This is a genomic window from Oceanobacillus luteolus, assembly GCF_023715655.1.
GTDB classification, from domain to species: Bacteria; Bacillota; Bacilli; order Bacillales; family Amphibacillaceae; genus Oceanobacillus; species Oceanobacillus luteolus.
Genome location: NZ_JAMBON010000026.1, coordinates 38,416 through 49,759, shown reverse-complemented (window position 1 = coordinate 49,759; position 11,344 = coordinate 38,416). Strand labels below are relative to the sequence as shown.

The 11,344-nt window shown below is 38.3% G+C and carries 14 protein-coding genes; 12 read left to right on the top strand and 2 right to left on the bottom strand.

The features are described from left to right. Positions 1 to 331: 331 nt before the first annotated feature. From M3210_RS14010 to M3210_RS13975, 9 genes are all read left to right on the top strand, one after another. Complete coding sequence (locus M3210_RS14010) at positions 332 to 838, top strand: GyrI-like domain-containing protein (protein ID WP_251515614.1); 507 nt, start codon at positions 332 to 334, stop codon at positions 836 to 838. Between the two features lie 57 nt (positions 839 to 895). Then, positions 896 to 1,330 carry a PH domain-containing protein gene (locus tag M3210_RS14005; RefSeq protein WP_251515612.1) on the top strand — a complete coding sequence of 145 codons (435 nt, stop codon included), beginning with the start codon at positions 896 to 898 and terminating at the stop codon, positions 1,328 to 1,330. A 199-nt stretch (positions 1,331 to 1,529) separates the two neighbouring features. Then, on the top strand, positions 1,530 to 2,828 hold the full coding sequence (locus M3210_RS14000) for an alcohol acetyltransferase (RefSeq protein ID WP_251515610.1): 1,299 nt from the start codon (positions 1,530 to 1,532) through the stop codon (positions 2,826 to 2,828). Next, a complete protein-coding gene (locus tag M3210_RS13995) occupies positions 2,800 to 3,519 on the top strand; it encodes a DUF6320 domain-containing protein (RefSeq protein ID WP_251515608.1) in 720 nt (239 codons plus the stop codon). Before M3210_RS14000 ends, M3210_RS13995 begins: the two co-directional genes overlap by 29 nt. 108 nt (positions 3,520 to 3,627) lie before the next feature. After that, on the top strand, positions 3,628 to 3,711 hold the full coding sequence (locus tag M3210_RS20745; protein ID WP_379597166.1) for a putative holin-like toxin: 84 nt from the start codon (positions 3,628 to 3,630) through the stop codon (positions 3,709 to 3,711). A gap of 255 nt (positions 3,712 to 3,966) precedes the next feature. Further along, on the top strand, positions 3,967 to 4,647 hold the full coding sequence (locus M3210_RS13990; RefSeq protein WP_251515606.1) for a response regulator transcription factor: 681 nt from the start codon (positions 3,967 to 3,969) through the stop codon (positions 4,645 to 4,647). 101 nt (positions 4,648 to 4,748) lie between these two features. After that, entirely contained in the window at positions 4,749 to 5,663 is a 915-nt protein-coding gene (locus M3210_RS13985; RefSeq protein WP_251515604.1) for an ATP-binding cassette domain-containing protein, read from the top strand. Then, positions 5,660 to 6,409, top strand: coding sequence for an ABC transporter permease (locus M3210_RS13980; RefSeq protein WP_251515602.1), 750 nt, complete (start codon positions 5,660 to 5,662; stop codon positions 6,407 to 6,409). Before M3210_RS13985 ends, M3210_RS13980 begins: the two co-directional genes overlap by 4 nt. A gap of 20 nt (positions 6,410 to 6,429) precedes the next feature. Further along, entirely contained in the window at positions 6,430 to 7,338 is a 909-nt protein-coding gene (locus M3210_RS13975) for a sensor histidine kinase (RefSeq protein WP_251515600.1), read from the top strand. A 28-nt stretch (positions 7,339 to 7,366) separates the two neighbouring features. Here M3210_RS13975 and M3210_RS13970 read toward each other — a convergent pair whose 3' ends face one another. After that, positions 7,367 to 7,714 carry a VOC family protein gene (locus M3210_RS13970; protein ID WP_251515598.1) on the bottom strand — a complete coding sequence of 116 codons (348 nt, stop codon included), beginning with the start codon at positions 7,712 to 7,714 and terminating at the stop codon, positions 7,367 to 7,369. A 155-nt stretch (positions 7,715 to 7,869) separates the two neighbouring features. Here M3210_RS13970 and M3210_RS13965 point away from each other — a divergent pair, with 155 nt between their 5' ends. The 3 genes from M3210_RS13965 (at position 7,870) to M3210_RS13955 (ending at position 9,918) form a co-directional block, all read left to right on the top strand. Then, on the top strand, positions 7,870 to 8,079 hold the full coding sequence (locus tag M3210_RS13965) for a hypothetical protein (protein ID WP_251515596.1): 210 nt from the start codon (positions 7,870 to 7,872) through the stop codon (positions 8,077 to 8,079). A gap of 207 nt (positions 8,080 to 8,286) precedes the next feature. Beyond that, positions 8,287 to 9,576 (top strand): glycosyltransferase family 2 protein, encoded by a 1,290-nt coding sequence (locus M3210_RS13960; RefSeq protein WP_251515594.1) that lies wholly within the window; start codon positions 8,287 to 8,289, stop codon positions 9,574 to 9,576. A gap of 147 nt (positions 9,577 to 9,723) precedes the next feature. Beyond that, positions 9,724 to 9,918, top strand: coding sequence for a CsbD family protein (locus M3210_RS13955; protein ID WP_251515592.1), 195 nt, complete (start codon positions 9,724 to 9,726; stop codon positions 9,916 to 9,918). Positions 9,919 to 9,991: 73 nt separating this feature from the next. Here the strand turns inward: M3210_RS13955 and M3210_RS13950 are convergent, their stop codons facing one another. After that, positions 9,992 to 11,344, bottom strand: coding sequence for an LLM class flavin-dependent oxidoreductase (locus M3210_RS13950; RefSeq protein ID WP_251515590.1), 1,353 nt, complete (start codon positions 11,342 to 11,344; stop codon positions 9,992 to 9,994).

The following is an 11,344-nucleotide window of genomic DNA, read 5'->3' as shown; positions in this document are numbered from 1 at the left end:
CGCCAACAACCCCAATCTAAAGACCGATAATGATAAATTTGACTCAAAAAAGGATCCTAGCAAAGTTTTGATTGCTTGGATCCTTTTTAATTACTGTTTTCGGCTAGTTATGTCCCAGCCTCTTTTTGTGTGAAATTCTTTATCTGTTAGGAACATCTGGAAAGAGGAAAAGATTAAGTATAGGTAGAAGTTATATATCAAGGAAAAGCGACATGAGAATGGAAAGAAGGGAGTTGGAACATATACAATCAACTATCTGAAGTAGTGAATAAAGCAGCATATCGGGCAATAGGAATGAAATGTTTCGGATTTTATCAATAGGGGGATGAAAATGGGGATTGTAAATAAAAGTATCATCAAAAAAGATGCCTTTAAAGTAGTTGGGATTGAGATTGACTGGCAATCCAATAAAGAGCAACCTTCAGAAAATACAATTGCAAAAACCTGGGATGCCTTTAATGAAAGAAGATCAGAGATCAACCATGCCGTGCCACATCAATCATATGGATTGATGCGTTTTCCAGAAGATTGGAAGGTTGGGGATTCCCACAAGTATATGGCATGTATCGAGGTTAGTGAATTTCCATCTGAACTGCCGAGTGGAATGAAGACGGCAGAAATACCGAGTTATGAATATGCAGTACTTACCTATCAAGGTGTCATTGATGAAATTAGGATAGCAAATGATTATTTGTTTAGTGAATGGGCTCCGACGATAAAAGGGTTTCACTATCAATTTCCTCATTACTTTGAGTTTTACGGTAAGGATTTTACACATAATGATGACCCTGATTGTATATTTGAGCTTTGGGTGCCAATAGTCGGTAAAAGAGAATAAGATGAGTCTAATAATATTTCAAAACAAATTAGTCTAACGGATGAGGTGATGAAACCTATGAAGTTTAACGCAAAAAAGGACACAACATACCGAGTCCTCGTTTGGGGATCGGCTTTACTTTTCTTAGGAATTTCAGTCGGCCTCTTTGTACCAATTTATAACAAAGCTGGATTGGCTGCCAGTTTAATCGTCGGTCTTTTATTTGGGATAAGTGGTTTGATCATCCTATGGTTTTGGTACAGTACGTATTATATATTGACAGATGATACCTTAATCATTAATCTAGGCCCTTTTAAACGTAAAATCGCTCTTCATGCTATTAAAAAGATCGAAAAAACCAATACACAACTTGCATCAGTGGCACTTGCAAAGGAGCGTTACTATTTATATTACAATGCCAATGATTACACCATCATTGCACCTGAGAATATCAATAAGTTCGTACAAATTATTGATGATAAGATTTCTCATTCAGTACAGTTCATAAAATAGAACATTTTACTTCTAGTTGATTTTTAGGATAAAGCCGCAGCTCTCTGCGGCTTTTATTTATAGAAGATGAAGCGATAGTAAGTATAGGGCCGATGATACATGTCATTCCTTCTTGAAGACCATGTTGTCAATCTATCTTTACCACTATTGGTATGGTAAAATAACCTCGTAATCTTCATCACAAGGAAGGGTTGATCAGATGAGAGGGGACAAATCATGGTACCAATTAGATAATGCTGGGAAATTGTATTCCTCTATCATATCCTCCCGTGCAACTACTTTATTCCGCTTGTCTGCAACATTGACAAGCCCAATCTATCCAGATTTATTGCAAGAGGCTTTGGAATTGACGTTACAACGTTTTCCATTTTTTAAAGTGCAATTAAAGCAAGGATTTTTTTGGTATTACTTTGAAGGAACAGATCAAATGCCTCAAGTGGAAAAAGAGAGGTATTACCCATGCATGAGTTTATCGATTAAAAAGCGTGGCTCTTTTCCATATCGGGTATATTATTATAATAACAGAATCGCCCTGGAGCTATCCCATAGTATGACAGATGGGACTGGGGGGCTGAAGTTTTTAGGTGAGCTCGTCAAGCAATACTTGCATTTGAAGGAAGGCATTCCGATTGAGCAAGAGGAGATAAGTGATGAGCAGTTGGAGGCGGAAACGGAGAATGGTTTCCGGAGATATTATGATAAAAGTATACCGGCACCGAAGACCAAGTTGGGAAACTCTTTTAAACTGCCCTTGGAATTAGATAAAAAAGGGTATTATCATATCGTTACCGGAATCATACCTGTAGAGGCTTTAAAGAAAAAAGCAAAGGAATATGATGTATCGATTACAATATTCCTCACTGCGATTTATATCCAAAGTTTGTTGACGATTCAAGAAAGAACATCAAGACGTAAGCGGCCGGTCGTTATCAATGTACCTGTAAATATGCGGTCGTACTTTCCAAGTGACACGATGCGAAACTTCTTTGTAAGTATTACACCTTCGATTGATGCAAGGCTTGGTAAATATGAATTTGAAGAAATAATCCAGGAAGTGAAAATCGAATTTAGCCGATTATTGACGCCAAAAAAATTAAAACAGTACATCAAACAGAGTGTCATTAGTGAGAAATCATTAATGTTGCGATTAATGCCATCACCGATCAAGGATATGGTCGCTCCATCGATATATTCCTTTTTTGGTGAAGGACAATATACGAGTGGCTTATCCAACTTAGGGATTGTACGTGTGCCTAGTGAAATGGAGAAATACATTGAAAGAGTGGAGTGCTATCCACCGCCGAGTATTGGCAACAAAGTGAAGGCCATACTGACGAGCTATAAAGAACATATGTACATTTCATTTGGGAACTTATCAAAAGACCGTATGCTTGAGCGAGAATTTTTCCGTAGCATCCGTGAGCTAGGAATACAAGTTACAATTGAAACAAACGATGAGGAGAATGAAGATGGCCTATTGTCCGAAATGCGGAATTAGAGTGGAGAGGGATAACCGGCCATGTCCACTTTGCAGTTTCCCTATTCCGAAAGTCAATGAAGATGGTGAAGAGGTTGTCAGAGTAAGAAAGTTTCCTAAAACGACCAACCCTTATCCAAGCTATATGAGACGGGTACTGAACCGTATTTTTATATTTATTACACTGTTAGTATTCGTAGCTGTCAGTCTCATGGCTTATATCGATTATGAATTAAATGAAATGTTCACATGGTCCAGATACAGTAATTTAAGTGTTCTTGCAGGCTGGGGATTCATATTCTTTACTTTTGGTTATGTGAAAAATTATTATAAAGTGCTGATTGGGATTGGTTTGGATATGCTCATCCTGCTATTCGGATTAGATCTGTTTAACGGCAGCCTGGATTGGTTCATCCCACTGGCATTTCCGATTGTAACCGGAACAACGGTCGTGGCCATCCTTTACTGGAGTGTAGTCCGGGCGTTATCGGTCAGAGGCTTTAATGTGATAGGCTTCTTTTTTATAGCCGCAGTCATTCTCATCATGTGGATCAATTTCTTCATCCAAAATTACCAAAACAAGACAGATCCGTTAAATTGGCTGATTGTTACAGTCCTGCAATTGTTGCCGGTCCTGTTGATTATGCTTTATGTAAAATATGGGATGCCGGAACGAATCAAACAAAAAATTGCCAGGAAGTTTCATTTATAAAAATTGGAAATTTTTGCTTAATAAAAGACAATTAGTGATATAATGATGACAAGTGCATAAGGCTATCAGGGTGGTGGCTCACTCCCTTTTAGAAAGGGGGTGTTGCCTATGACGGTTTATGAAGCAATGGTTGTGATGATTTCCTTTGGGAGTCTCATTGTTGCGATACTGTCAATTAACGATAAAAAATAACCACCCTTAGCCTGACAAGCAATTAGCGGTGGTTATTTTTAACACTCTATTGTGAGTCGCCCCTTGAAGGGCTGTATGCACTTACCGTTTGGTGTTCCCGCACCAAACGGTTTTTTATATTATATGTTTATCTGCTATTAGTATAACCGATTTTCATATAAAAGAAAACATCTATATACCCATAGGCACTATGGCTTGTTAATAAACAAGATACGTTATAATAAATAGTAAGATATCGATGAACGGGTGATGAGAATGAATGAAGGAAAACAGATTTTAATTATTGAAGATGATCCAGAAATCAGTATGCTGCTGCAAGTGATACTATCCAAGTCCAATCTAAGCCCTGTTGCAGCATATTCTGGTACGGAAGGTTTATTACACCTACAAAATAATTCGTTTGATTTAATTTTACTTGATTTAATGCTGCCGGGAAAAAGCGGTGAAGAATTAATCAAAGAAATCAGAGAAAAAAGCTCGATTCCGATCATCGTCATCTCAGCAAAGGTAGCTGTGGAGGATAAAGTGCAAGTATTGAAAATCGGAGCGGATGATTACATAACAAAGCCATTTCATCAGGAAGAAGTGCTTGCTCGTGTGGAAGTTCAGCTACGAAAAGCAAAAAATGATCCGCTGGAAACAGCTCAAATGGAATGGCGTGGGCTTACCATCGATAAAGATAAACGTTCCGTGACATTGAAAGGAAAAGAACTGCAGTTGACGAACGCTGAGTTCGATATTTTAAACTTATTTATGGATAAACCGGAGCATGCTTTCTCCAAGAAAGAGATTTATGAAAATGTTTGGAGCGGGACTTACTATGGAGACGATAATACGATCAGTGTCCACGTCTCCAATCTCCGCAAGAAAATGGCGGAAGTTACGGAAGAAGAATATATCAAAACAATTTGGGGCGTCGGCTTTATGCTGGTTTAATTCGCAAACATTCTTTATGATTTCTTTATGTTTTGCTTAAAGGATTTTAAAGACTTCTGCGCTAAACTTAAGTAAAGAAATACGGTGAAGGAGTCAATGTGATGGATACGATTGTTCAGACATACCGATTAACGAAAAGATTTAAAGATGCAGAAGTTATCAAGCCACTAGATTTTACGTTAAAAAAAGGAGAGATTTGTGCACTCATTGGAAAAAATGGGGCAGGTAAGTCGACGATTTTTAAAATGCTTTCCGGACAAATCAAACCGACAAGTGGAGATATGCAGTTGTTTGGCAAAACAGGTAAGAAAAAAGCTCGTGCGAGAAAGAGAATGGGCTTTATGATTGAAACTCCTGCCTTTTTTCCTGATTTCACTGCACAACAAAACTTGGAATATTTCCGGATTCAACGTGGCGTAGTGGATAAACAGCGCATTCATGAAGTGCTCGAAATTGTAGATTTGGCGAAAGAGAAGAAGAAAAAATTTAAAGAATACTCCATGGGGATGAAGCAGCGATTAGGTATTGCCCTATGTCTTTTAAGCAGTCCGGATTGCTTAGTGCTCGATGAACCGATTAATGGTTTGGATGCAGAAGGAATTATGGAAATCCGTAAGCTTTTGACGAAGCTTAACCAGGAAAAACATATAACGATATTGATTTCCAGCCATATTTTAACGGAATTAGAATTACTCGCCACCCGTTTTGTGTTCATCAAAAATGGGGTAGTCGTCGATGATTTGAGCAAAGAAGCATTAGTGGATAAGAGCAGGAAACAAATATTGTTGAAAGTGGATGATCCTGCTAAAGCTGCAAGAGTTTTAGAACAGGCATATGTAGATCTCCAGTATCAAGTTCTCCCTGATCAAGTAATAACGATCCAAAATTATGCAGAAAAAGCTGGAGAAATAAATCGTCTTTTAGTGGACAGTGGCGTCTTCGTACGAGAGTTCCGTACCGAAACATTGAAGCTGGAAGAATATTTCTTAGGATTAGTGGAGGGGGAACAACAATGATAAATTATATGAAAAGTGAGTATTATCGTCTCTTTCGTCTAAAAGGCTTGTATATCACAAGTGTGATCTGTTTTTTATTGATTGCTGCTGCTGCCGCTGTCCTTTATTATTTTGGACAATCCGATCCGAATTTCCCTTATAATACTGGCGAATTTTTCTACTCTAATGTAATTGGCAGTGGTTTACTGATCGTACTCGTAGGGATAATCTTTAATTCAACTCTTACTGGTAAAGATATGTCTTTAATTAAGCAATCTGTTTCTTTCGGCATATCCCGTAAAATAATTTTCTGGTCCAAGCTCATCATTACTTTAAGTTGTTTTCTAGCAGTATGTGCTGTTGGGATACTTTTTATGATTGTACTAGGTGAGAATATGTTCCCTAGTGATCAACAGTCTGTCAGACATTTTCTAATTGCGAGTGTGAATATGGCTCCGCTTATTCTAAGTGGATTCTTTCTGACTCATGCGTTAAAAATGATGAAGGTTGGAGATATATACATCATTTTTGTACTGTTATTTATTTATGGATTTTCCAGTAATCTACTTCGGAATCTGTTTCGTCCAGTTACAGGCTTAAACGAGATATATAAATATACACCAAATACATTATTAAATGATAACTTAATGCACTTTATGGATGGTACAGTTCAATTTGAGTATCTATATTGGATTATAGGCATAGTAATCTCTGTGATTGCCATCCTGATAGGAGCAAAAAAGTTCAAAAATCAAAGTATTGATTGACTGAGAAGGGATGAATGAATGTGGGCAGCTGGTTGATTATCACGATATTGCTTTTACTGCTGATTGTTACGTTTGCGCGACTTCTGCTATTTCATTGGGATATTAAAAACATGACCAAACAATTGGATGATATCATTGAAAATTTTGGTACAAATGAATTAGTTCGCACGAGTACGCATCACAAAAACGTGACGAAGTTTACAGCTAAAATCAATCAGCTCATTCATTTATTCAAGCAAGATCAGCAGCATACGTTAAATAGGGAAAAGAATCTGAAACAGGAAATAACGAATATTTCACATGATTTTCGGACACCATTAACGTCGATCAAGGGATTTACGGAATTATTGTCTGAACCATCTTTATCAGAAACTCAAAGGAAAGAATTTTTAACGATTATTGAAAAGAAAATCGATAATCTTACGATGAAGGTTGATTTATTTTACGAGCTTTCCCAATTGGACTCTTCAGATAAACAACTCATAATGGAAAAGCAATCTTTGGACCACATCGTTGTAGATACGATGTTGCTCTTTTATGGCGACTTTGAAAAGAAACAAATTAAGGTAGAGATGGACGAGCGTACTGTTTCGCCAATTTTAGCTGACAAGAAAGCGGTGGACCGGATTGTAGCAAATATCATCCAAAATGCAATAACGTATGCGAAAAGTTATTTCAAAATCAGTTTTGTAGAGGAAGAGGAAGTTATCCGTTTGAGGGCAGTGAATGACGTGGAGGAAATAAATGTTACATCCCTGCAGCGGATCTTTGACCGTACCGTCAGGCTTGATTCCAGTCGGACTGGTAATCAGCTTGGATTAGGTCTTCACATCGTACAGCAGCTTGTCACTAAACAGGGAGGAACAGCAGTTGCTGATGTTCAAGAAAATGAATTTATAATTGAGTTATCGTTTAGAAAGTGGGATTAGGCAGAGGATGGAGCTCTGCCTAATCTTTTTATTTCTCCCAAAGTTCGATTAGTCGACCATCTGGATCTTTAATCCAAATAAATTTTCCGAAATCCGTATCCTCTTTTTCTTTCTTCAGAGGTACGCCTATTTGTTCAAGATGGTGAATCGTTTCGTCCAGGTCATGAACTTGGAAATTTAACATCACTTGCTGATCTGTCGGGAAATAACTGTCATGCTCAGTAAAAAAGGAAAAAATCGTCTCATTCCCTGGTTCAAGCTTCATTACTGTTCCATTCCAGTTTTCTACGTCAATTTTCAATACCTTGCTGTACCATCTTTTAACCTCATCAAGATTTTTAGTTCTCCAAAATATGCCACCTATCCCTTTTATCATTTTTTCGCCCCTCCTTTGTTCTTTACTTTACTCAGCTGAAATTAAGTGTACCAGTATTCACATAAGATGAACAATTAAAGAATGTATTAAGATATTTTTGGAGTGGGTAATAAATCTTTTATTAGAGGGAATACCACTAACAGGAGGAATGTCTAATGAAAAATAAACCCGGACGCGAACGTAAAACAACAGAAGAAGCGAATCTTGAGTTGAACAAAAAGATTGGCGGAGAAGATGAAAAAAATCATCGGATGGACTCACCTCCATATTCGAGTATTTATAATGCAGCATATGGAGTGAGTTATGTTAAAGATGAAAAGGACGAAGAAGACCAGAAGAATATGAGAGACGAGGAAAACTGGTAAATACAAAACGAAGAGTGCATGCTTTGAAGGTACCTTCAAAGCATGCTTTTTTATTTATAGTATAGGTAGTGATTTACGACTCATGGCAATAGAACTAGTTAAATTAACGGGATTTTAATGTTGGATTAATATGCCATTTTTAATCATGTTCTATAATTAGTTGTTAAGTAGAGCAAGAGAAAAATATAAAACGGTGGTGGTATCATTTTGGGTATACCGATTGAAGAGTTTATATATGGATTTAATTTTCTTTTATTTCTTCTCTTTGGATTCATGTATTTGTATCAAATCATTTATCTGCTTTATTCATTTAAAGTAAAGAAAAGGAAATCGTCTTTCAATCATACCGTTCCTTTTCATAAGTATGCCGTAATCATTGCTGCGAGAAATGAAGAGCTTGTTATTGGTCAATTGATTCAAAGTATCAAAAAACAGAAGTATCCCAAAGAAATGATTGATATATTCGTAGTGGCGGATAACTGTACAGACCGGACTGCCGAGGTCGCACAAAAGGCGGGGGCAATTGTCAGGGAGCGATTCAACAAGGAGTTGGTGGGAAAGGGTTATGCGCTTGATTTTATGTTTCATATTATAGAGCAAGAATTTTTTGAGGAGAAGTATGAAGGTTATTTTGTATTTGATGCAGATAATCTGCTTGAAGAGGATTATGTATTGGAGATGAATCGTACCTTCCACGATGGATATCGAATCATCACAAGTTATCGGAATTCTAAGAACTTTGGACAGAACTGGATCTCTTCAGGTTATTCACTTTGGTTCCTCCATGAAGCGGAACATCTGAACCTGGCAAGAATGAATTTGAATACAAGCTGTGCCATTTCTGGGACAGGCTTCCTCGTTCATGCAGACATTATAAAGGCAAATGGTGGTTGGGGTCACCATCTGCTTACAGAGGACATTGAGTTTTCTGTTGCTCAAATTGCCAAGGGTGAAAAAATCGGTTACTGCAGAAATGCGATGTTTTATGATGAACAGCCCGTCACTTTCCGTCAATCTTGGAATCAGAGAATGCGCTGGGCGAAAGGATTTTACCAAGTATTTGCTAAATACGGTAAAACAATGATTAAAAATATCTTTACAAAAGGGAATCATCATCGATTTTCTTGCTATGATATGACGATGATGATTCTCCCCGCAATGCTTGTTTCCTTTTTCAGTATTCTTGTAAATATGGCATTTCTCATAGCTGGTGTAACAGGAATAATAGATGATCGAGAAGTCATTCCGGTAACCATTGCTACTATATTGAGATTCCTCTGCTGGTATTATGGGATACTGTATTTGCTCGGTTTGGCTACTGTATTGACGGAATGGAAGAGGATTCATAGTACTAGCTGGAAAAAGATTTTCTATACCTTCACTTTTCCATTATTCATGTTTACGTATATTCCAATTGCTGTTGTTGCTTTATTTCAAAAGGTGGAATGGAAACCAATTGCACATACGGTTGCCAAATCCCTTGATGATGTAAGGTAATATTGAAATCGCGGCGGTGTCCAATCTTTAGACGGGTACCGCTTTTTAACGTGTTAAGGTACAGACTAAGTTGTGCTTCATTAAAGTATAACATGTTTTAGAAAGAACCATGGAGGGAAGAAAAAGAACAAGAAGGGAGTAGACACGATGGATAATGGATTTAAAGATAAAGTGGACGGAACGGTTGATAAAGCAAAAGGTGAAGCAAAAGATCAGTGGGGTAAAGCCACAGAGGACTTTTCCAAGCAAGCAGAAGGAAAAGTGGATAAAGCAAAAGGTAATGTGAAAAAGCGGATTGGAGATCTGAAAGAGGATATTCATGATTCTCCACATCGGAGATAACTCATGTGGAAAGTTTAAAAAGTGGTATTCGTCTAGGAAAACGAATACCACTTTTTCACTTTGTCGAGATATTTTAAACGAAATGTTTTTCCCGCGACAGACGGCGGTTCGTTCCGAATAAGTTCTCCCGGAAAGTGTTGCCTTCATATTCTTTTTGGACCAACCCTCGTTCCTGTAGAACAGGTACTACATAGTCTACGAAATCTTTGAAAGTTCCTGGTGTAGTTGCATAAGCGATATTAAACCCGTCGATCCCAGTTTCATCCACCCATTCTTCCATGATGTCCGCTATTTGCTCGGGAGATCCTATCGCAGAAGCACCCATCCCGCCGATACCTATCGCATCGATGACATCCTGTACGGTGGAGGCGCGATCTGCTTTTAATTTCGTAAAGTTTTCTAACGCTGAACGAATAGCGTCATTTTCGATATACTTGATTTCCTGATCTGGTGCGTAGCCGGATACATCGACCCCGGTCCAACCGCCAAATAATGCGAGCGCTCCTTCTTTACTAATACAGCTTTTATAATCCTCATACTTCCGTTTTGCTTCTTCTTCTGTGCTTCCGGTAATCGGAACGAACATCGTAATAATTTTTACGCCATCTTGTGGTCTGCCTGCTTTTTTTACTTCTTCACGAATTTTCCGGACGGTTTCTTTAGCTACATTTTTATTTGGTGCACCGATGAAAATAACCTCGGCATGTCTTGCTGCAAAAGATCTTCCCTTTGTAGAAGCTCCCGCTTGGAATATGACTGGCGTCCTCTGTGGAGATGGTTCGCTCAGATGTGCACCTGGTACTTTAAAGTATTTACCCTCATGCTCGATGTCGTGAACCTTAGTCGGGTCGGTATAAATCCGGTTAGCTTTATCTACTTTGACTGCATCATCTTCCCAGCTCTCTTCCCAAAGCTTCAAGCAAACTTGCAAATATTCCTCTGCAATATCGTATCTCTCATCATGGGAAATTTGCTCATCAAGCCCCATATTTACGGAGGCACTCTTCAAGTAGGACGTGACGATATTCCATCCGACGCGCCCATTCGTCAAATGATCCAGTGTACTTATTTTTCGTGCAAAGGTATAAGGATGTTCATGAATCACGGAGGAGGTTACACCAAATCCAAGATGTTTCGTTACCGCCGACATCAGTGGCACGATGAGAAACGGATCATTAACCGGTGATTGTACACCGTGTGCAACCGCAGTGTCTCTTGATCCGCCGTATACATCGTAGGTTCCCAGTACATCAGCAATAAACACCCCATCAAAACGTCCTTTTTCTAAAATCTTAGCAAGTTCTATCCAATATTCACTATCCTTGTATCGATGTGATTGATCTTCGGGATGGGCCCATAAACCTGGAGATTGATGCCCAGGTGTATTCATGTCAAACGCGTTTAAATAGATTCGTTTTTTACTCAA

Excerpts from the sequence above, each read along its gene's own strand:
- M3210_RS13995 (WP_251515608.1), top strand. The coding sequence starts at position 2,800 with ATGGCCTATTGTCCGAAATGCGGAATTAGAGTGGAGAGGGATAACCGG.
- M3210_RS13990 (WP_251515606.1), top strand. The coding sequence starts at position 3,967 with ATGAATGAAGGAAAACAGATTTTAATTATTGAAGATGATCCAGAAATC.
- M3210_RS13970 (WP_251515598.1), bottom strand. The coding sequence starts at position 7,714 with ATGATAAAAGGGATAGGTGGCATATTTTGGAGAACTAAAAATCTTGAT.
- M3210_RS13955 (WP_251515592.1), top strand. The coding sequence starts at position 9,724 with ATGGATAATGGATTTAAAGATAAAGTGGACGGAACGGTTGATAAAGCA.
- M3210_RS13980 (WP_251515602.1), top strand. The coding sequence starts at position 5,660 with ATGATAAATTATATGAAAAGTGAGTATTATCGTCTCTTTCGTCTAAAA.
- M3210_RS14000 (WP_251515610.1), top strand. The coding sequence starts at position 1,530 with ATGAGAGGGGACAAATCATGGTACCAATTAGATAATGCTGGGAAATTG.
- M3210_RS13965 (WP_251515596.1), top strand. The coding sequence starts at position 7,870 with ATGAAAAATAAACCCGGACGCGAACGTAAAACAACAGAAGAAGCGAAT.
- M3210_RS14010 (WP_251515614.1), top strand. The coding sequence starts at position 332 with ATGGGGATTGTAAATAAAAGTATCATCAAAAAAGATGCCTTTAAAGTA.
- M3210_RS20745 (WP_379597166.1), top strand. The coding sequence starts at position 3,628 with ATGACGGTTTATGAAGCAATGGTTGTGATGATTTCCTTTGGGAGTCTC.
- M3210_RS14005 (WP_251515612.1), top strand. The coding sequence starts at position 896 with ATGAAGTTTAACGCAAAAAAGGACACAACATACCGAGTCCTCGTTTGG.
- M3210_RS13985 (WP_251515604.1), top strand. The coding sequence starts at position 4,749 with ATGGATACGATTGTTCAGACATACCGATTAACGAAAAGATTTAAAGAT.